The following is a 20,540-nucleotide window of genomic DNA, read 5'->3' as shown; positions in this document are numbered from 1 at the left end:
CCGCCGAAGAAGGCGAAAGCCGCAACATGGCCTTCGCAAAAAGCCTCCGCGACCTCGGCAGGATAGGCTTTGAAAAACGGCGCATCACTATGCGGCAGGTCCATGCAGAAATAGTGAAACCGAACCAGCTTGCCATCGATGATCCCGTCGGCCTCGCCAAAGTCCACCTGAGCGTGGCCCGGCTTGTGGCTCAGCGGGATAAATACCTCGCGACTGCGCAGCTTGGCACCGGCCACATAATCGCGAACAATCGTTATGCCGCCGGTGAAGCCATGCTCATCGCGCAGCCGCTCGAAGATACGGGCAGCAGTGTGCCGCTGTTTGCTATGGACCGTGCGATCATCCTCCAGGATCTTGTCGATAATGTCCGTAAATCCGGCCAGCTTACGACCGTAGGTGCGACCACTTCGGCCATGTGGAGCCGGCTCCGCAAAGCACAGCATCTTGTCGATAGTCTTGCGGTCGATCCCGAAATACCGGGCGGCAGCGCGACGGCTCATCCCGTCAATCAGTACGGCGCGGCGGACCTTCTGATAAAGCTCCACTCTCTTCATCCTTCCACCTCCGCACAAAAGCGAAGGTCTAACAGGACTGGCCCTTTTCTATCCCGGTGCTCCGGTCCGATCCCTGGCCCCTTTTATTCCCGGTGTTCTCATCGAAAAGCAGGACCTCGCCGCGACGTGTCGCTCTGGAATCGAAATTTACAAGATCTATGAAAGCAAACTTGAAGGCATTGTTTGCCGTTCTGGAAAATGGTGCATGAAATAATCGAAACCATGGCTACGTGGTGAAAGCAGAGCCGAAACGGGAAGCGCCGACTGTCGCGAATTTATTCCGCGAGTGCGTTTCAATAGACCCCTCGTGAGGCGATGACGGCGGGCACGGTACGAAAGCAGATGGCAAGATCATAGAGCGTCGACTTGCGCAGGGCATAGAGTGCATCGAGGCGCACCCGTGCCTCATAGGATACTTCATTCCGGCCGCTGACTTGCCACAAGCCGGTAAGTCCGGGGCGGACCGAACAATAGGCGCCGAACCGGCTGCCGTACCGCTGAATCTCCGCCTCGATGATCGGCCGTGGTCCCACGATGCTCATGTGTCCGACAAGGATGTTGAAGAGTTGTGGCAGTTCGTCGAGGCTGCTCTTGCGCAGGATCGCGCCGACCGGGGTTATGCGGGGATCGCTGCGCAGTTTCTGGTCGCGCTGCCATTCCGCCCGCGCTTCGGGCGAGGATGCAAGCAAGTCGTTCAGCACTGCCTGCGCATTCACGACCATCGAACGGAACTTGAGGCAGGGGAACAGCTTGCCGTCCCGGCCGACGCGATATTGCACGAACAGGACCGGCCCCGGGGCGGACAGCTTAATCGCCAGCGCAGCCAGGATCAGAAACGGGAGAAAGATGAGGATGGCGGTGAAAGCCACGAGGATATCGAAGATGCGCCCGACGATGGACAGCGCCTTTTCTTCGTTTGAATTGCCCGGCGCTGGCTGGGCGGATCGTGCGACCGACGGGCTATCGCCCATCATTGCCGCCGCGCCCATGCGGTGCGCATCCGATCCGACGGGATTGGCATATACGGTGAAAGATGGGGCGCAATTCGCCCGCGCCGTGTCTTCGAAATGATTCGAGAGAGCTTCCATCGATCCACCCTGAAATAGTGAAAGCGGCTTAGAGACTGCCACACATTGGTTGATGGCATGGTAATAGAAGTTAAGGTCCCGTCAATAATACTACGCTGCACTGCGGCATCATCGAATGGTCCGATTGCAATGTATTAATTCTGCTCAGAGTGCCGGGGTTCGCCTAAAGTCGCCAATTCCCGGTTTTTCGACCATCGGGTTTTTACTCCGATGTGGATGCTGCAGAAATTTAATCCTTCAAACCGGATCAGACATTTCCGTCCATTGCATCCGACCGGCCGCCTATTGCCGCGCTACAATCGTTGATTATCCGCTCTCGGCGAATCATAGCGGCCAAATGCTGCGGCAAAGATGCCCGGTTAGCCTTCGCGAAATGCCCGTTCCAGCTGGTCGGCCAATGGTTTCAAGATGTAGCTGAGCATCGTCCGGCGGCCGGTCTGGATAAAAGTTTCCGCCGGCATCCCTGGACGCAGGCGCAACTGTCCGAGCCTGGCGATCTCGCCCTTGTCCAGGGCAACCGTGACGCGGTAGAAAGCGCTGCGTGTCGTCTTGTCGTCGGTTCGATCGGCGGAGACGTGCGTGACGATGCCGTTCAATTCGGGCGTCGTGCGGGCTGAAAAGGCGCTGAAGCGCAAGATCGCCTTTTGGCCGACGTGAACCTGGTCGATGTCCACCGGCGAAACCGTTGCCTCAACTATCATGCGGTCGTCGTCGGGGACCAGTTCCAGGATGGTCTGCCCGGCGGGGACCACGCCGCCCACCGTTCGGAACGCCAGCTTGTCGACCGTGCCCGACTGCGGGGCGCGGATGATGGCCCGCGCATAATTGTCGTCGGCGGCTACTTGCGCCCGTCGCAGCTCGCTGATCCGGGCGAGCACGTCCATCAATTCGGCGGCGGCGCTGCTTCGCGCGTCCGCCTGCACCGAGCCCATCTGCAAACGCAGTTCGCCGATCCGGGCGGCCCCGGATATGGCCGCCTCGCGCGCGCCATGCGCTTCGGCGGTGAGCCCCGATGCCGACCGCTCAAGTGCGTTCAGCCGGTCAAGCGTCGTGTAGCGCTTTTCATAGAGCCTGCGCGTAGCATCCAGTTCGTCGTTGATGAGAGTCGCCTGTTCGGCATAGCTTTGCGCCTTGGTACGGGAACTGGCCATATCGGCCGCAGTCTGGTTGATCCGCTGGCCGAGTTGAGCTGTCATGGAGCGGCGGGCATCACGGCGAAGGCTGAACGTCCGGCGCTCCTGTTCCATCAGTGCCGCCACGTTGGGATCGTTCGCGCGGGCCCTGAGTTCGGCCGGGAACGCTACGTCAGCGCCGTTGTCGCGCTCGGCGGTCAGCCGCGCTGCGCGGGCCAGCAGTTGATCGACGTTCTCGCCGGTATAGGTGGCCGCGGCGCCGCTGACCCTGGAATCCAGGCGTATCAGCGGCTGGCCCTTGGAAACATGATCTCCGTCACGCACCATGATATCGGCGACGACCCCCCCGGCAGGGTGCCCGATTTCCTTGACGTGGCTTGACATGGTGACCTCGCCGGGACCGATGACCGCCCCTGTCATCGGCAGGAATGCCGCGAGCCCGCCAAGCCCGAACACCAGGGCGCCGCACAGCAACAGTCCGGTGCGAACCTCGTTTTGCAGACTGCGTGCAGGTTCATAGCCCGTTGCGCTTGCGGAACGGGAAAGGGCGGGAGGAGGTATGATGATTTCGCTGGACACGGCTCTACTCGACAGGAGGTTCGGGAGTGCGCGAGGGCGCCGGGCTGAAGTTGATGCGTTTGAGCATTTCCGCCCGCTCGCCCATCTGGAGGACCTGACCGTCCGCCATGATCATGATGTGATCGACTTGCGCGAACACCGTGGGTCGGTGCCCGACGATGATGACCAGCGCGCCGCGCTGCTTGGCGGCGGCAATGGCGGCGAGGAGGGCATCTTCGCCCGCCGCGTCGAGATTGGAGTTGGGCTCGTCCAAGACGATCAGGAACGGATCGCCGTAAAGCGCGCGGGCGAGCGCGATGCGTTGCTTCTGCCCTCCTGACAATCCGCCGCCGGTCGGGCCGCCGATGGGATATTCGTAACCGCCAGGCAGGGCCACGATCATGTCGTGCACATCGGCGGCCCGCGCCGCCGCGATGATCGCCTCGGGAGCGGCCTGCGGGTCGAAGCGGGCGATGTTCTGCGCGATGCTACCTTCGAACAGTTCGATGGCCTGCGGCACGTAGCCGATGTCGCGGCCGATCTGCACCGGGTCCCATTGGTCCAGCGACGCGCCATCGAGGCGCACCGCCCCTCTGAGCAAGGGCCAGGCACCGGTCATGGCACGCATCAGCGAGGATTTCCCCGAACCGCTGTGGCCGATGACGGCCAAAGCCTCGCCCGCGGACAGCCGGAAGGAAACATTGGCTACGGTTATCTTCTGGCGGCCGGGCGGGCCGCAGACCACGCCTTGCACCTCGATGCCGACATGGGGCCTCGGGAGCGGCATCGGAGGTTCAACGGGCGGCACCCGGTCCAGAAGAGCGGAAAGTCGCCGCCAAGCCTGACCCGCTTCCGTCATGGGCTTCCATTGGCCGATGGTCTGTTCGACGGGCATCAGGGCGCGCGCGCTCAGGATCGATCCGGCGATGATGACCCCGCCGGTCGCATCGTTGTCGATGACCAGGAATGCCCCTACGGCCAGGACGAAAGACTGGAGGAACAGGCGGAAGGCCTTGCCTATCACCTGGGTCCGGCCGGAAACCCCGGCCAGTTCGTCATGCGCGGCGATCAGGTTCAGGCTTACCGCGTCCCAACTGGCGCGCCGTCTTGCGCCCATGCCCAGAACGCGCAGGACCTCGCCGTTGCGGCGCACATCCTCGGCCATGGTGAACCGTGCGGCGGCGACGGCGGCTGCCTGCAGGGCGGGCGTGCGTGTGCGGCGATCGCCCAGTACCATCAGGGCGATCATGATCAGCACGCCTGCCAGCGTCGCCAGGCCGAGCGCCCAGTGAAACAGCGTGAGGATCACCAGGAACATGATCACATAAGGCAGGTCCAGCAGGGCAAGCGGTCCCGGCCCGGTGATGTATCCGCGAACGACGTCGAGATCTCTGACCGGCGCTGCGCCCGAAGGCATGGGGCCGACTTCCTGCTCGTAGCGGCTGACGATGTCGTAGAGGCGATCGCAGAGCTTCTGATCGGCTTGCGCACCCGAATGCAGCAGCACGCGTGACCGGATCACATCGACCGCGCCCTGGAACACATAGGCGATCGTCACCATCAGCAGCAGGCCGGCCAGCGTGGCGCCGCTGCGACTGGCGAGCACATCGTCGTAGACCAGCAGCATGAAGAACGAGCCGGACAGGAGCAGCACGTTGAACACGGCGCTGAATATCAGGATCGGCCAGAGTACCGGCAGGATTGCCTGAAGCATTGCGCGCACTTCGCCGAAGACCGTATCGCGATTGGGGTTCATGCGAAGTGTCCTGTGAAGGTGCATCCCGGCAGCTTCGGCCATGGGTTCTGCGAAGGGGCCGGTGAGGGTGGCGGGGTCATTGCGCGTCCGGGGCCATGTCGTGGCCGGGCTCGGCATCGCTTTCGACACTGACCGGAGCGGGCGTGAAGCGCTGATCGTAGCCCGCAGCATCGATGGCCTGGATTAGCGGAGCGCTCGGCAGCCCGGTCCATGGCGCCGGGCGGTAGACCGATGGATCGAACGGAGGCGTGTCGGTAGCGAAGGCATCGGCGCGCAACTGGCCCATCGCCCCCAGCAACAAGGCATGCTGGACATAGATCTGGGCTTCGGATTGCGCCTGTGCCTGACGGGAAACCAGAAGGTCGCGCGCGGTATCCAGCACGTCCAGCGAGGTGACCTGCCCGGCGAGTTGTTGCTGCGTGGCCCCATCGAGGGCGCCCTGCGCCGCCGTTACGGCGCGATTGTAGGCAGGCAGTGCGCGCCGGGCCGCCGCCAGTTGATCCCAATAGCTCGCGATGTTTTTCCTCACGTCGCGAGAGGTCTGTTCCAGCTGCTGGCTGGCCGCGTCCGCAAGTTGCCGCGCCTCGCGGATACGCGCCGAAAGCAGGCCGGCGGAATAGAGCGGAACGGTCAGGCCGACCTGCACTTGCGCGGTCGTTTCATGCGGATCGTCGCTCTCTATCGTCAGGGGGGAGCGCGCCACACTCGCCTGCAGGCCGATGTACGGGCGCGCGTTGCCACGGGCCGGCGCGATACGGCCCTGAGCGGCGGCGAGGTCGAAACGCGCAGATTCCAGCAGAGGGCTCGACATGGCGCCCAGGGCTTGCGCGTCTTCCACGGTGGGGGGCAATGGCGGGAGTTGGGGGAGTCGCGCCAGCGCGTCCGGATAATGTCCGACGACATTACGAAAGCCGTTGCGGCTGGCCAGTAGGCTGCCTTGCGCCAATTCGAGTTGAGCCTGTCCGCTGAAGATGCGGTTGCGCGTCTGCTGCAGATCCGTTTCCGTGGCGTAGCGTGCGGAATAGCGGGCGTTGATCTGATCGAGCTGCTCGGTAAGCTGGGACAGGTTCGCACGGGCGATCTCGACGAGTTTCTCATCGCGCAGGACGGCGGCATAGGCGATGACGACATTCGCCAGCATGTCCTGCTCGGCAGAGTGCATGTCCGCGATCGATGCGCTGTAACCGGCATCGGCGATCCTTCGCTGTGCGGTCAGGCGGCCGAACGTGAACAGTGGCTGGTCGATCGATGCCGACAACTGGGGTGTGAAGCCGGACTGTTTCAATGCGGTGAGCCCGTTCTGGATTACGCGCCGCCAGCCGTATACGTAGTTTGCGTCGGCGGAGATGCTGGGTCCGAACTGGGCTCTGGCTTGCTGCACTCGCTCCTTCGCGGCACGGGTGCCGGCGCGGCTTGCTTCCACGCCGGGATTGTGCCGGTAGGCATCGGCGATCGCCTCGCCCAGGGTTTCGGCCAAGGCCGGGCGAGCGGCGGCGATCATCGCCGTTATGCTCAGCAAGGCCCAATACTTCCGGCACCGGAAAGGTCGCATGGTCGGTCCGCTCATGTCCAGTGACCCGTCCTGCAACCACATGGTGAATATGGTGCTGCCGCTGCCTTCCGGATTGATCCGTAGTTCCGGCGGTTTGCGATTGGTGATTGCGCACCCGCTTCACGATGCATGCGAAAAGTCGCCCTTGAAAGTGATCCAGCGGCGGTTTTGCGCCGATAGGCACTGGCTGTCGGATGGCCGATTGAAACGTGTGCAATCCCACAGCACGATTTCCACGCCGGTTCGCTTGTCGCTGACGTAGAGAAAAGCGACTGTGTGAATGATCGGTCTGTTGGGCGATCCGTAAGTCAGGGAATGGCGGTCCCATCCGACGACCTTGCAGTAGGCCTGACCCGTGCATTCGCCCAGGCCTTGCATGGCGAGTCTGGTTCCGTCTCCGCCGCCGTCGACAAGGATGAAATGATCGCCTTCCTGCAACGTCAGCATGGTGCCGCCTGCGGGATCGGGCTGCGTATCGTTCTCAGTTGCCGTCGAAAGCGCGGTGCCTGGCTTGTCGGTCGTCGTCCGGTGAGCGGGGGAAATGAGCGTAAGCTGGCGCTGATACGTCTCCGCGCCGGTATAGACCGCATCGAATGCACGCCTGCGCCCCCAGCCGCCGCGCCAGCGAAAGAACAGGTGGGTATCGACTTGCGCGACCTTGTCGAGCGCCGCACTCCAGTACGGGCGCACCCAGTCGGTGTGATAATGGGTCGCCATGCCGACTGCCGGATCGGTTTCTCCGGCAAGGAAGGCGGCGGCGGTTTCCCGTGCACGGCGCCACATCGCAGGCGTGGGAATGCGCGCGAGTGCACCATCGCATGTGAAAGTGAACTGGCATCCGCTGGTGCGCTCCGAACCCTGATAGATAACGCCGCATACGGAATGGGGAAAGGCAGGGTGGCGGACCCGGTTCAGGACGACTTGTGCAACGGCGGCTTGCCCTTTTCTGGTATCGCTTGCCTCGTAAAGGAGGGCGCTGGCCAGGCAGTCGAGGGCGCGACCGTAACTTTCGCTCGCCTTGTCGATATGAAAGGCAATCGGGCGGTCAGGCCCGGGAGGGACGAAGGGCGTGACACGGTTCAGGGCCTGGGCGTCCTGATGTGTCACTTGCTTGAAAGTGACCGGTGCGACGGGCGGGGGGACCGTGGCCGGTTCGCGTGCGCTCGGTTGTCGCATTGCAGCCGATGCCCGCTCTTCCGATTTCTTCCGATGCCCATCAGGCACAAGCGACAGGAAAGAGGCGATCACGATCAAGCCAATGCCGGCCATCTGCGCCATGCGCATATGCATCGACGCGACCGTTCCCGACGATCCGGACTCGATGTCGGTTTTCGCATGCCCTGGGCGCGATGCCCCCGCAGGCTTCAGGTGGAGAGGCGACCAGGCCATGCTCATCGGCTTAGTGTCACCGAGATCACGCCGTAAAATTGCGTATAAGGTTCGAAGGGCGCTCGGCCGTTCACGAACCTTCGCGCAAAGCCCATATTTGCATCGGCGGACAGCCAGCGATTGAAGCGCAGGCGCGGGCCGCCCGTGGCTTCTACGCGGCGGGCGGAGTAGGACTGCCTGGCGTAATCTTCCAATGAGACCTTTACTGCGCCGAACCAGGAGAGATTGCGCCGCATCTCGTATTCCGCTTCGACGCGGGCCGTCGTGAGAGTGACGGCGCCGACCAGGTCATAGGGGCTGGTCGTGTTGCTCTGCTCGACAAGCCCGCGGATCGCCAGGGTGCGTGTGGGAAAGTATCGCAAGTGACCGGATACCGCGATTCCCTTGATCGCGCCCAGGGCCTTGTCCTTGAAGTCGTAGCGGCGATAGCCGACGCCGACTTGCGCATAAAGTACGCGGGTCAATTCATACCGGAGGCCGGCGGACAGGCTCCGGCTGGATGCGTCGCGATCGGCAAGGAGCGGGGAATAGGCATAGTCGAACCTGTCATATTCGATATTCCCGGACAGGGAGGTCCTGCCACTGAACTCGTATGCCGCAAGGGCATGGACACCGTATCGTTTCACGTTGCGAAAACGTTGTTCCACGATGTCTTTCGAGCCGATTTGTACATCTTCATAATACTGATGAACCGCCAGAACTTGCGCATCGATGGAAAGGCGATTGAATTGCTTGCGGCCCGTCAACGAGCCGTGCAGTACCCTGCGCATGAGCGGCTCCCCGCCTGCGAGATCGTTCTCCACGGTTCCCCGTTGTATCGCTTCACGGCGATAGCCGAGATTGGCGGACATGGATTCCGGGCCTGTCGTTCCGTACGTGTAAGTGCCTTCGAGGCGGTATTCCGTCGCATCCTGATCAGTGAGTTTGAGGTAGCTGCTGGTGCGCGCGTCAGCGTCGAACAGGACGTTGCTGAAACGATCCTTCCGCTTGACGCGGATATGGGGCTGCGTGTTGAGCGACATGTCGGTGCGCTTGACGCTGGTGCGGGTGAAAATATTGTCGTCCGCGCGAGCGCCGAAAGTTACGGACGGCAGCACGTCGAACCCGCCCAGCTCATAGCCGATGGGAGCATATTCGGGGATGATGCGGCGTCCGGGCACGTCCTCCGGCTCTCTAATGATCGGGCCGATCGTCTGCGCTCCGGCGAACTGGCACCAGCCTGCGGAAAAGCACAGCGTAGCAAGCCGCGTGCCCATGCGAAGGGCGCGGTGGGCAGTTCGCGTCGTCATCGGTCAAAAGCGCCGCTCAGGCACGCGAATGGTGTCGCCGGGCTGAATCGGCGTCATCCCGTCCAGGCGGTAGAGAATTTCCCCGGCGCCATCCTTGTGGCGGATATAGATGCGCTTGTCGTCCGCGCGATACGTGAAGCCTTCGGCCTTGGCGACGGCACTGTACACGGTCAAGCCTTCGACGAACTGGAATTCCCCGGGCTTGTTGACCTCGCCAAGGATGTAATACGGGCGAAGATTCAATACGTCGATCGAGACGCTGGGGTTGTCGATATAGCCTTTGCTGAGTGCGGCGGTGACGCGGTCTGCCAGCGCCGATGCCGTAAGTCCCTTGGCCTGAACCGCGCCGATGAGGGGGAATGCGATCGCGCCCGCGCCATCGACCGGGTATTCGCCCGTCAGCTTGTCTTCACCGTAGACAGTGATGCGCAATTTGTCCCCCGCGCCGAGAGTGTAATGGGTCTCCGCGCCCGACAGCGTGAGTTCGGGCAAGGTGCCGCCGGCGGCGCAGCCGCTTGCCGCGAGGGACAGAAACAGGATCGTGAAGGGGGGCGTCAGTTTCGGCATGGGTTCTTCCGAAGTCGTGATCTGATTGTTCGCCCGGCAATCTGGCGCAGCGCAGGGCGGAACTTCAAAGGAAGAACCGTTCAATAACGACGCAATTCTCCAGTGATTGATCCGGTAGCGATCAGTTTCGCATCGCATTCCGTTCCCACATGCCGCGCATGGGCGCGGACCGTTGCGGGAAAGGGGCAAGCGGACGAAGGGGGGGCCCTTCGTCGCCTCTGGGCTGCCGGGGCGGAACCGTCAGTTGTAGAAGTTGTAATCGCCGAGGACGAGTTGATTGCCATTCATCGAGCCGATGGCGATGACGTAATCCAGGCCGGTGATCGTGCTGTGGATCGAGTAATACTGGGCGTGAACGTCGCCGCCGGGGCTGCTGCTGTTCTGGCCATAGCCGACGAAGGTGATCGTGGAGCCGACGCCGAACCCGTCAAGGTACAGGAAGTCGTTGTTTCCTTCTTCGTATACGCCGGCCCCGTAAAAATCGTAGATGAAGTCCTGTGACCGTCCGGCCAGGGACGATGCCCCGGAAAGTGAGGGATCCATGTCCGAGAGACGGATCACGAAGGCATCGTTGCCTGCCCCGCCGTACAGATAGTCCACCCCCTTGCCACCAGCGAGGGCGTCATTGCCGTCAGTGCCCCCGATATGGTCGCTGCCCGAAGTTCCTAAAAAGAATGGCATGCCTTCCTCCTGAGTGTAAGTAATTATCCTAATAAATATGACGTATAAGTAAGAAGGGTTCCGCAGGCTATGGGAGTTAATTTTTCAAGATGTAAACGGACGGGTTTTTACGGATAGTTCATTATAATTTTAAAATATTTAGTTAAACAAGATGACGCTTCGTCCGGATGTGGAATTTTGGGTACTGTAAAACGTCCGGAATGGAGATTGTTAATATTTTGAAGGCGAGTGGGTTATGGAATTTTAGGTAGAGGAATGCGCCCGCTGACGGGCGCATGAATCCGCGCCGGGCGCAGCCTGGTTCGCGGCATGTGGCAGGATCGGTTCATACCGGATGCGAATGGTTCTCTTCTTGCGGGACACACGCAAAATCGGGCGAATGTCGGCGCCGATTCGAAGATGGGCGGAGCAGGGCGTCGCGAACGGCGCGGGAAGGTTTGGCAGACGGCTGCGCTTCGAACGATTTCGGATCGTCGATGGCAAGGCTCGACCTGCCGCGGCGTGGGCGCCGTGAAGCTGTTGCGCTATCGCACGGCGGCACCGAATTTCGGGGACGATCTCAATGATGAACTCTGGCCCGCGCTGGCTCCCGCGTTGTTCGAGGGTGGCACTCGCGGCCGGGATTCCGGGGCCGCCTTCGTAGGCATAGGGACGATCGTGGGCATCGATCCGCAAGGCAGCCGAACGCTTCACGTGTTTTCGAGCGGCGCGGGCTACACGAGGGTAGATCGGTGGCAGGCGTGCAAGGTCGAGTATCACTGTGTTCGCGGGCCGGTTACGGCACGTGTGCTGGGACTGGGAGCGGACAAGGTGTTGACCGACGGTGCGATCCTCGTTCCGCTGCTCGAGCGATATCGGCCTCAGGTTTCGGACCGGAGCGGCCGGGTGGTTGTCGTGCCGCATTACGAGACCCTGGATTTTCCGGGATGGCATGAGGCGGTGCAATTGGCAGGCTTCGATCTCGTAGATCCGCGCGATACACCGGAAACGGTAATCCGCTCTCTCGCCGGTGCGCGCCTGGTTCTGACCGAATCCCTGCATGGAGCGATTATCGCCGACGCCTTTGGCGTCCCGTGGCGGGGGTTTGCCGTGTCGCGGAATTTTTCGACGGCCAAGTGGGCCGACTGGACCTTCTCGCTGGACCTGCAGGTGGACATATCGCTCGTGCCTCCGCCCGATCCGGTCCAGTTGTTTCGCTTCGGCAAACGATCTGAGCCCTTCGGCGCCCTGCTTTCGCTTGATCAGGAGGCGGCATTCCGGGAGTTCAACGAGCGAACGTCCCGCGATGCACGGGCGCCCTTCCTGAAAGCCCAGGCAAAGCGCATGATCGAGGCGATCCCGGCTGCGCGCCGCGCGATGGGGTACGAAGGCGAACGCACCGCCCGCGCGCTGGACGAACTGGCTCGGCTCGAACCCTATTGCAGCAGGGCAGGCAAGCGGGACGACCTGCGCGATGCGATGCTGGCCCGGCTGGATCGTCTGGTTGCGACATGCACGGCATCATTGATCGCAATGCCGTGAATTGCGGCAGCTGCAGAGAGCGCAGTTAATCCAATCACAGCACTTGTGCGTCTATGCATGGCTGCATGTCCTCTCCGCCCCCAACCCGCCACGCCACGCGTGCCGCCCGATCTTCGGAGCCGATCGGCGCGCGCCCGATCTTGTGGCGCGGATGGCTGGCCGGACTGACGATCAGCCTGTTGCTTTGGGCCCTCATTGCCGCCCTCGTGGTCGGTTTCTGACGGGAACGGGCGACCGCTGCTCTGCAGGCGAAAATTGCCTGTATTTCGGATGCACTTCAGATTGAGCGGCATCGCCTGAGATTTCTACGCTCCATCAGCCAATGCCCGGATCGTGCTTTGGCTGATGGAGCATGTCTTGACTCGGAACCTGTCAGTATTTCTCGATCTGCTGCGCCTGCTTGCAGCATTGCTGGTGCTTCTGGGGCATGCCGGCGAAGTCTATGGCATGGGGCTTCCCGCGATGGTCGGGCACAGCGCCAAGGAGGGCGTGGCAGTCTTCTTCGTGCTGTCCGGCTTCGTCATCGCCTTCGTGGCGCAAAGTAGGGAGCGTGACTGGCAGGCATTCGCCAAGGCGCGCGCACTGCGCATGTATTCCGTGGTCCCGCTGGCCATCGTGGTCATGGCCGTGTGTCATGGAGTGGGCTCCTCGCTGCATCCGCAGGCTTATGCGGCAGGCAGTGCCAACCTGAATGCGGGCGCCATGGGCGCACCTCCAGGATGGTGGCCGATCCTGCGCTATCTTACCTTCACGAACGAAATCTGGTTCGACCGCGCGATGATCAGCACCGGGGCACCGTTCTGGTCGTTGGGCTACGAAGCGGCGTATTACGTCGGTTTTGCGTTGGTTTTCTACGTCAGGGCCGGTTGGCGGTGGATATTCCCGGTATTGTGGCTGCTCGTGTGCGGGCCGCGCATCGCACTGGCATTTCCGCTCTGGCTGATCGGGGTCGCCACATGGGCGCTGGTGCGCAGAGGCTGCCGGTTGCCTGCCTTGTGGGGCGCCGCAGCGTTACTGGTGATTGCGCTGGCGGCCGCGGCGTTGCGCAAGTGGTGCGCGTTCGCGGCCATGCCGTTGTTCGAATGGGGCGAGCCGGCGGTGCTGGCCGCGAGCATGGGCTATTACCTGGTGCTTGCAATGTTGCTGGCGATGGCGATCGTCGTCTTTGCGGCTTGCGTGCCCTCGCGAACGATATGGCCGCATTGGCTGGAACGATGCGCGCGGTTCTGCGCAGGCGCCAGCTTCACGCTCTACATCATGCATCTGCCCGTCATGGTGCTGATCGCGGTTGCATGGCCCGGTAGCCGCGGATCGCTGGCGGGAGGATTGGTGGCGACGACGATGACCGTCACGCTCATGTTCGGCTTGGCCGAACTCGGTGAGCGTCGCAAGGCAGTATATGCGAGAATTTTCTCAATGAGTTAAAGATCGATGCGCGTAAAGACAAAGAATTATATTAATGTAATCTATTAAAATGCATTTACCAAAGTCGTTATGTCAGCATTTTGAATAACTGAAATATCAAATCCCCTGACACGGCGGAGCAATTGCGCTTGCGTGACGGGGTTTTAGATAATGACTTTTTCCTACAAGAACGCATTCGGGATTCTACTTAACAGTTCTTCGGGTGCCGTAAATACCTTTTTCGGAACTGCCGGTGCCGACACACTCAAGGGAACTGACAAAGGCGACGTCATGCGCGGCTACGGCGGCGGGGACAGCTACTACGGCGGCGCCGGCGATGACACGTATATCGTGTCGTCCATCAAGGACAAAGTCTTCGAGGCACAGGGCGAGGGGATCGATACCGTCCGCTCCTCGGTCTACCACATCCTTGGCGCAAACGTCGAAAACCTGATCCTCGAAGGCAACCAGGCCTGGTACGGCGGCGGCAATGCGCTCGACAACGTCATCATCGGCAACGAATTCGCGCAGCAGATCAACGGCGGCGCGGGCAATGACGTGCTGTTCGGCGGCGGCGGCAAGGACACCTTCATCGTGCTGGCGCACAACGGCAGCGACGTGATCCTGGACTTCGCTACCGGCGTCGACAAGATCCAGCTCGGCGGCTACGGGATCACCGGCTTTGCGCAGATCCAGTCGATCGCCCAGCAGGTCGGCAACGACACCGTGCTGCATTTCGGCAATGGCGAAGACCTGATCCTGCGCGACGTCAAGGCGACCAGCCTGGCGTCGACCGACTTCACTTACGAACTCAACCGCAGCGGTTTCACCCAGACCTTCGGCGACGAATTCAACGCGCTCAGCCTCTACTCGAAGGGCGGCACCTGGCGCACCGAATTCGGCAACGGCGGTCCGGGCTCGATTGCCAGCCGCACCCTGCGCACCGAAGCGCAGCTCTATTTCGACGAGGACTGGGGCGGCACCGGCAAGAAGGCGTTGGGCGTCAACCCGTTCTCGATCGACGATGGCGTCCTGACCATCACCGCCGAGCGCGCAAGCAGCGACATTCTGCAGTACATGGACGGTCATACCTGGACGTCCGGCCTGCTGACCTCGAAGTTCACCTTCGCGCAGCAGTACGGCTATTTCGAAATTCGCGCGAAGATGCCGGAGGGCAACGGCTTCTGGCCGGCGTTCTGGCTGCTGCCGACCGACAACACCTGGCCGCCCGAACTCGACATCTTCGAGCAGCACGGCAAGGACCCGAACGTCCTGTACATGACCACGCACGGCACCAGCACGCCGGGCAAGACCATGGAAGCACAGGACCGTGCGGTGGTCGATACCACGCAGTTCCACACGTACGGTGTCGACTGGAACGGCGAGCGCATCGTCTACTACATCGACGGCATGGAAGTCGCGCGTCAGGCCACTCCGGCGGCGATGCAGAAAGAGATGTACATGCTCGTCAACCTCGCGGTCGGCGGCACTGCAAGCTGGAGCGGGCCGAGCGATGCGAGCACGCCGACCGGCGAGATGAAGATCGACTACATCCGCGCCTATCGGACCGCCGATACCGTCTCGACGACGAGCAACGGCAAGCATGTCGTCTATACGTCCAACGGTTCGACTGTGCCCGTCAGCACGGACCCGGTGGTGACCGCGCCCGTGATCACCCCGACGCCGCCCCCCACGCCGACGACGCCTTCGACCTCGACCGGCACGACGACGGGCAAAGTCTATACCGGCACTTCGGGCAACGACACGTTCCGCGTCAGTTCCAGGCTGGACAAGGTCATCGAGGCCGTAGGCGGCGGGATCGACACCGTGTTCGCCAGCGACACCTACATCCTTGGCGCCAATGTCGAAAACCTGACGCTGACCGGCGACCAGGCGCTCACCGGCACCGGCAATGCACTAGACAACCGCCTGATTGGCAACAGCGCTGCCAACCTGCTGAAAGGTATGGCCGGCAACGACTACCTCGACGGAGCGGGCGGCGCCGACGTTTTGCAGGGCGGCACCGGGGACGACATCTACCGCGTCGACAATGCGGCGGTGAAGATCGTCGAATTCGCCAACGAAGGTTCGGACCTGGTGCTCAGTTCGGTGACCTACACGCTGTCCGCCAACTTGGAGAACCTGCGGCTGGACGGCACCGCCAACATCAACGGCAGCGGAAACGCCGACGCCAACCGCATGATCGGCAACAGCGGCAACAACGTGCTGACGGGGTTTGGCGGCAACGACTATCTCGATGGCGGGGCCGGCAACGATACGCTCATCGGCGGCAAGGGCGATGACATCTACGTCGTCGATGCTGCGGGGGACCGCGTGATCGAACTGGCCAATGAAGGCACCGATACCGTGCTGTCGTCGGTCAGCTACACGCTGCCCGCGAACGTCGAGACTCTGCGTCTTACGGGCACGGCCGCGCTCAACGGCGCCGGCAATGCGCTGTCCAACAAGATCTACGGCAACGAAGCGGCGAACAAGCTGTTCGGCTGGGCCGGCGACGACATGCTCGACGGCGGTGCGGGCAACGACGTTCTGAACGGCGGTGCCGGCAACGATACGCTGACGGGCGGCGCAGGGGCGGACATCTTCGTGTTCGCAGCCGGTTATGGCAAGGACACGGTGACCGACTTCCAGCATGGCATCGACAAGCTGGTCCTGGTCAACGTGAATGCGAGCGCGGTCTCGATCAGCCATACCGCCAACTCGACCGTGGTTTCCATCGGTGCGGACAAGATCACGCTGATGGGCGATGCGCAGTTCGGCCTGTCGGACATCGCGTTCATGAGCAACAGCGAATACAGCAGCACAATCGGCTTGCTCGCGTGATCGCTGCAAGGAAGTAGCTCCAAAATGAAGTAGTCTCTCGGGTGGCGGCGTCGACCGCCAGGCCGGGGGCATGTATCGAAGCCGAGGTACGTTTCGTACTTCGGCTTCGAGGCGTCTGGCGCATGTTTCTCAATATTCAGGCTTTGCGGGCGATAGCGGCGCTGCTCGTCGTTCTCGTGCATCTGGAGGTGCTGGGGGCAGCGCTTGGCCTGCAGCGCAGTCTGTTCGATCTCTTCGCTGTGGGCGTGGACCTGTTCTTCGTCATCAGCGGCTTCATCATGGTCCATACGACTTCGCGCAGGCGCGTATCTCCGGCCGCGTTCATGCTTGGTCGGCTGGCGCGCATTGCGCCGCTCTACTGGACGCTTACCATTGCGGTCTTCGTCGTGGCGCTGGCTTCGCCGTCGCTGCTGGGGGCGACGCAGGGAAATTGGACGGCGCTGCTGCGATCTCTCGCCTTTCTGCCGGGCGAGCGTGCCGACGGGACGGTGCGGCCGATCCTCTTCGTGGGCTGGTCGCTCAATCTGGAGATGGCTTTCTATCTCGTCTTCGCCGGAACCCTGACAGTGAAGGATGTGACCCGGCGAGTCTTTATGGGCGCCGGGTTGCTCGTTCTCGCCGTGGTGCTTGGCATGCTTATGCGCCCCCAACTTGGCCCTGAACTGCGGTTCCTGACGCAGCCGATGCTGGTCGAATTCGCGGCGGGAATGATCCTCGGCTGGCTCCACCCTCATCTTCCGGCATCACGGGCGGCGGCGCGGCTGGCGGCTGCGGCGAGCTTGCCTGCGTTGGCGGCGCTGCTGCTTGCGGCGCGATGGCCGCTGCCGGGCGGCTGGCCGATGTCGCTGCTGCCGGCTTGCGCGGTCGTGCTGGCCGCGCTGATTGCCGAGAAAGGGGGTATCGTCCTGACATGGCAGCCGCTTCAGGTGACGGGTGATGCCAGCTATGCCCTGTACCTGACTCATCCTTTCGTGACGCAGGGGTGGACGATCGCTGCGGAAAGGGCCGGCATCCTGCAGCCGGGCACCGCGCCGCTGCTGATGGCCGCGGCTCTGGGGAGCGCCGTCGCGGCAGGAATCTTCATTCACAGGCATCTGGAGCGTCCGCTTGATCGCCTGCTGCAACCCATGCTCACCGGCACGCCGAAAACGCCGCTCCTGAAGTCCGGAGTCTGGCGATGAGCGCCACCATGGCCGTGATGCTCCCGCCGAGCCGTATATCGCAGTTTCTTTCCGACAGGGCGGTGCAGGACGGCGCCTTCGCGGCGCTCATCGTGCTGGCGCGTATACCCGCCAATCTGGGCACGGCGGGGGCGGCGGCGGGGTTGGCGCTGATGTGCCTGTATGCAGCGCTGAGGATCGATCAGTGCCGCGAAGCCCTACTGCGATGCCGGTGGCAACTGGCCTATCCCATCGTCGCGCTGGTCTCGATCGCATGGGCGGTTCAGCCTCTGGTGACGGGCAGAGCGGCGGTGCAGATGGCGGTGACCGCGTTTGCGGGCCTGCTGCTGTCGCAGGCTGTTCGCCCGAGGGCGGTGCTGGCAGGGCTTTTCTGTGCCTTTGCGGGCTATACCGTGATTTCGTTCCTTGTCGGACATACGCGGCCGGACGGCGTGACCGAGGCTCCGGCACTGTTCGGCCTTGGCGGAGAAGCGAAGAACTACTTTGCCGACAGCGCCGCCACGGGGGCACTTCTGGCGGTGGCCATGCTCGCGGCAAGCCTGGAGAGGCGGGCATTCGGATGGGCGGCCGGTCTTGCAGGCATAGCCGTGGTTTGCATCCTCGCGACCGAGCAGGCGCGATCTGCCGGTGCCGTGGCCTCGCTGGCATTGGGCGGCGCACTACTGGTGCTGCTTCTGGCATTGCGCATGCGATCGTTGGCTCTCAAGGCGGGTGCTGCCGCCGTGCTGGTTGCAGGCTTGTGCCTGGGGGCCATTTTCTTCGAGCAGTTGCTGGAAATAGTACAGCAGATGTCATCGAAGGATGCCGGGCTCACCGGGCGGGGTTACCTGTGGTATCGTGCCCAGTTCATCATAGCTGAACGTCCCTGGCTCGGGACCGGCTACTTCGGTTTCTGGACCCCGACGAACCCGGATGCGGTCGGGCTCTGGCGACATTTCGACATTCGCCAGGAAGGAACCGCCTTTTCCTTCCATAACAGTTATATCCAGACCATCGTGGAGACAGGATATCTGGGGCTGGCGGTGCTTGTCGGGACGTGGCTCGCCGGGACGCTTGCGCTGTTGCGGCGGTTCGTGCTGACACGTTCACTGCCGACGTGCTTCTGGCTCGCCTATCTGACGATGGAACTGAGCAAATCTCCCGTCGAGCCCATTCGTCCGGCCGCTCTGGTCGCGCCTACGGTGATGCTCTTTGCGGCGCTTGGCTTCGGCTGGTTTCCTGCCGCCCGGGCGCCGGAATCAGCCTGAAGTCGTCCCCAGACGGCGCTCGTCTTCGCGGTCGATGGCCAGCAGCGACACGCCCTTGCTTTCGGTCATGACGAGCGCGGAGATCAGGCTGATCGCTCCGGCTCCCGCGACATAGAACGCGATGGGAAGCCAGTCGTCATATTCACGCAGCAGGCTGGTGCCGATCAAGGGAGCCCAGGACCCGGCGAAGATCGCGGTTACCTGATATCCGAGGGAGACTCCGGAATACCGCATCCGGGTCGGGAACATCTCGGCCATGATCGCGGGCTGCGGTGCGTACATCAGGGCATGGACGAACATGCCCAGGAAAATCCCTCCCAGCACGATGGCCGTACTGGCATTGCCGAACATCGGAAATGCGATGAAGGGCCATGCCATCGTGAGCGTTGCGCCCAGCAGGTACACCGGCTTGCGCCCGATCCGGTCGGCCATCGCGCCGAACAGCGGGATCAGAACGACATGGAGGATATGGGCGCAGAACAGCAGTGTCAGGATCTTGGTCGTATCGACGCCGATATGCGCCAGATACGTGATCGAGAACGTGACGACCATGTAGTACAGGATGTTCTCGCCTACCCGCAGGCCCATCGCGGTAAAGACGCCGCGCGGGTAGCGCCGGAACACTTCGACCAGCCCGTAACCCCGGTGCGCCCGATCCTCGGCTTCCGCCTTGGCGGCTTCGAAGATCGGGGAATCGGAGACCTGGGTTCGAATGTAATACCCGATCCCGACAATCACGGCCGAGAGCCAGAAGCCGAAGCGCCAGCCCCAAGACAGGAACTGTGCGTCGGACAATGTCGCCGACAGCACCAGCAGAACGATCGTCGCCAGCAGGTTGCCCAAGGGCACGCCAGCCTGGGGGAAACTGCCCCAGAAGGCGCGGCTATGATTAGGGCTGTGCTCTGCCACCAGCAGGACCGCGCCGCCCCACTCCCCGCCAAGTGCAAAGCCTTGGACGAAGCGCAGCACGACCAGAAGCACGGGCGCCCAATAACCGATCGCGCCGAACGTGGGGAGGCAACCCATCAGGAATGTTGAGCAGCCAATCAGCATCAGGCTGAACTGAAGCAGCGATTTGCGCCCGATCCTGTCGCCGATGTGACCGAACACGATGCCGCCGAGGGGGCGTGCGATGAAGCCGACCGCATAAGTGGCGAAGGCCGCGATTACGCCGTCCAGATCATTGCCGGTGGCCGGGAAAAACAGCTTGCCGAAAATGAGCGTGGCTGCGGTTCCGTACAGGAAGAATTCGTACCATTCGACCACGGTTCCCGCCATCGAGGCGCCCACGACCTTGCGCAGGTAAGGCAGATCGGCTGTCTCTTCGTGCTGCATCGCTTCCACATCCCATTTCCCGTTACGCGGCCGTGCGTGGGTCAAGCCCGATCGTCACGGCGCGCGGGGATATGTTGCAGCGCATTCAAATTAACTCAAGTCGTTAGAATGGCTAGGGCGAGCCGAAGAGGTGCGTATCGGGAGAGAGCCGGCCGCCTCGAAAAACCGCTGGCGCCTAGCGGCTTGAGGTGATTCACTGCCTTTGCACGAGGGTGGAGGCGATGATGGCGGGACAGCCGAGTTTCTTCGATCTTTCGGACTGATACGAGGCGTTGAGCGCGGCAGGTGATCGGCTTGAACGGCTTGCGGCTGTCGTCGACTTCGAGGCTTTCCGCGGCCCGTTGGTAGCAGCGCTGCGGCGAAGTGTCCGCGGCAAGGGTGGCAGGCCGCCGTTTGATCCGGTCCTCATGTTCAAGATCCTCGCTGCAGGCGCTCTACTCG

General features: G+C 62.4%; 15 protein-coding genes and 2 pseudogenes. 7 read left to right on the top strand and 10 right to left on the bottom strand.

Going from position 1 to position 20,540, the window contains the following annotated elements:
- From LH128_RS02275 to LH128_RS31190, 9 genes and pseudogenes are all read right to left on the bottom strand, one after another.
- Nucleotides 1-554, bottom strand: a pseudogene (locus tag LH128_RS02275) (IS21 family transposase); the annotation flags it as partial.
- Nucleotides 555-847: 293 nt separating this feature from the next.
- Nucleotides 848-1,543, bottom strand: coding sequence for a sugar transferase (locus tag LH128_RS02270; protein ID WP_327195028.1), 696 nt, complete (start codon nt 1,541-1,543; stop codon nt 848-850).
- 458 nt (nt 1,544-2,001) lie between these two features.
- Nucleotides 2,002-3,354 carry an HlyD family type I secretion periplasmic adaptor subunit gene (locus tag LH128_RS02265; RefSeq protein ID WP_327195027.1) on the bottom strand — a complete coding sequence of 451 codons (1,353 nt, stop codon included), beginning with the start codon at nt 3,352-3,354 and terminating at the stop codon, nt 2,002-2,004.
- Between the two features lie 4 nt (nt 3,355-3,358).
- Nucleotides 3,359-5,089, bottom strand: a complete 1,731-nt coding sequence (locus tag LH128_RS02260) for a type I secretion system permease/ATPase (protein WP_008827951.1) — start codon at nt 5,087-5,089, stop codon at nt 3,359-3,361.
- 76 nt (nt 5,090-5,165) lie between these two features.
- A complete protein-coding gene (locus LH128_RS02255) occupies nt 5,166-6,590 on the bottom strand; it encodes a TolC family outer membrane protein (protein WP_008827950.1) in 1,425 nt (474 codons plus the stop codon).
- A 171-nt stretch (nt 6,591-6,761) separates the two neighbouring features.
- On the bottom strand, nt 6,762-7,817 hold the full coding sequence (locus LH128_RS02250) for a cell wall hydrolase (protein WP_327195026.1): 1,056 nt from the start codon (nt 7,815-7,817) through the stop codon (nt 6,762-6,764).
- A 215-nt stretch (nt 7,818-8,032) separates the two neighbouring features.
- Entirely contained in the window at nt 8,033-9,190 is a 1,158-nt protein-coding gene (locus LH128_RS02245) for an outer membrane beta-barrel protein (RefSeq protein WP_172704890.1), read from the bottom strand.
- Nucleotides 9,191-9,322: 132 nt separating this feature from the next.
- Nucleotides 9,323-9,886 carry a polysaccharide biosynthesis/export family protein gene (locus LH128_RS02240; protein WP_008827947.1) on the bottom strand — a complete coding sequence of 188 codons (564 nt, stop codon included), beginning with the start codon at nt 9,884-9,886 and terminating at the stop codon, nt 9,323-9,325.
- 240 nt (nt 9,887-10,126) lie between these two features.
- A complete protein-coding gene (locus tag LH128_RS31190; protein ID WP_008827946.1) occupies nt 10,127-10,567 on the bottom strand; it encodes a hypothetical protein in 441 nt (146 codons plus the stop codon).
- A gap of 657 nt (nt 10,568-11,224) precedes the next feature.
- Here LH128_RS31190 and LH128_RS31185 point away from each other — a divergent pair.
- From LH128_RS31185 to LH128_RS02210, 6 genes are all read left to right on the top strand, one after another.
- Nucleotides 11,225-12,088: a polysaccharide pyruvyl transferase family protein gene (locus tag LH128_RS31185; protein WP_172704889.1), complete on the top strand. Its 864-nt coding sequence runs from the start codon at nt 11,225-11,227 to the stop codon at nt 12,086-12,088.
- A gap of 65 nt (nt 12,089-12,153) precedes the next feature.
- A complete protein-coding gene (locus tag LH128_RS33015) occupies nt 12,154-12,309 on the top strand; it encodes a hypothetical protein (protein ID WP_172704888.1) in 156 nt (51 codons plus the stop codon).
- 136 nt (nt 12,310-12,445) lie between these two features.
- Nucleotides 12,446-13,513: an acyltransferase family protein gene (locus tag LH128_RS02225; RefSeq protein WP_172704887.1), complete on the top strand. Its 1,068-nt coding sequence runs from the start codon at nt 12,446-12,448 to the stop codon at nt 13,511-13,513.
- Nucleotides 13,514-13,663: 150 nt separating this feature from the next.
- The gene (locus LH128_RS31180; protein WP_008827943.1) at nt 13,664-16,336 is read left to right on the top strand and encodes a family 16 glycosylhydrolase; all 2,673 of its coding nucleotides are present in this window, start codon (nt 13,664-13,666) and stop codon (nt 16,334-16,336) included.
- Nucleotides 16,337-16,458: 122 nt separating this feature from the next.
- Entirely contained in the window at nt 16,459-17,517 is a 1,059-nt protein-coding gene (locus tag LH128_RS02215; RefSeq protein ID WP_008827942.1) for an acyltransferase family protein, read from the top strand.
- The gene (locus LH128_RS02210) at nt 17,514-18,764 is read left to right on the top strand and encodes an O-antigen ligase family protein (RefSeq protein WP_008827941.1); all 1,251 of its coding nucleotides are present in this window, start codon (nt 17,514-17,516) and stop codon (nt 18,762-18,764) included. Before LH128_RS02215 ends, LH128_RS02210 begins: the two co-directional genes overlap by 4 nt.
- On the opposite strand, the gene LH128_RS02205 is transcribed toward LH128_RS02210, so the two are convergent.
- Nucleotides 18,756-20,099 carry an MFS transporter gene (locus LH128_RS02205; RefSeq protein ID WP_037517221.1) on the bottom strand — a complete coding sequence of 448 codons (1,344 nt, stop codon included), beginning with the start codon at nt 20,097-20,099 and terminating at the stop codon, nt 18,756-18,758. The genes LH128_RS02210 and LH128_RS02205 overlap by 9 nt on opposite strands.
- 272 nt (nt 20,100-20,371) lie before the next feature.
- Here LH128_RS02205 and LH128_RS02200 point away from each other — a divergent pair.
- Nucleotides 20,372-20,540, top strand: a pseudogene (locus LH128_RS02200) (IS5/IS1182 family transposase); the annotation flags it as partial.

It is taken from the genome of Sphingomonas sp. LH128 (assembly GCF_000293195.2).
GTDB classification, from domain to species: domain Bacteria; phylum Pseudomonadota; class Alphaproteobacteria; order Sphingomonadales; family Sphingomonadaceae; genus Novosphingobium; species Novosphingobium resinovorum_A.
Note: the sequence above shows the minus strand (reverse complement) of the source record. Positions and strands in the feature narration are given on the sequence as shown.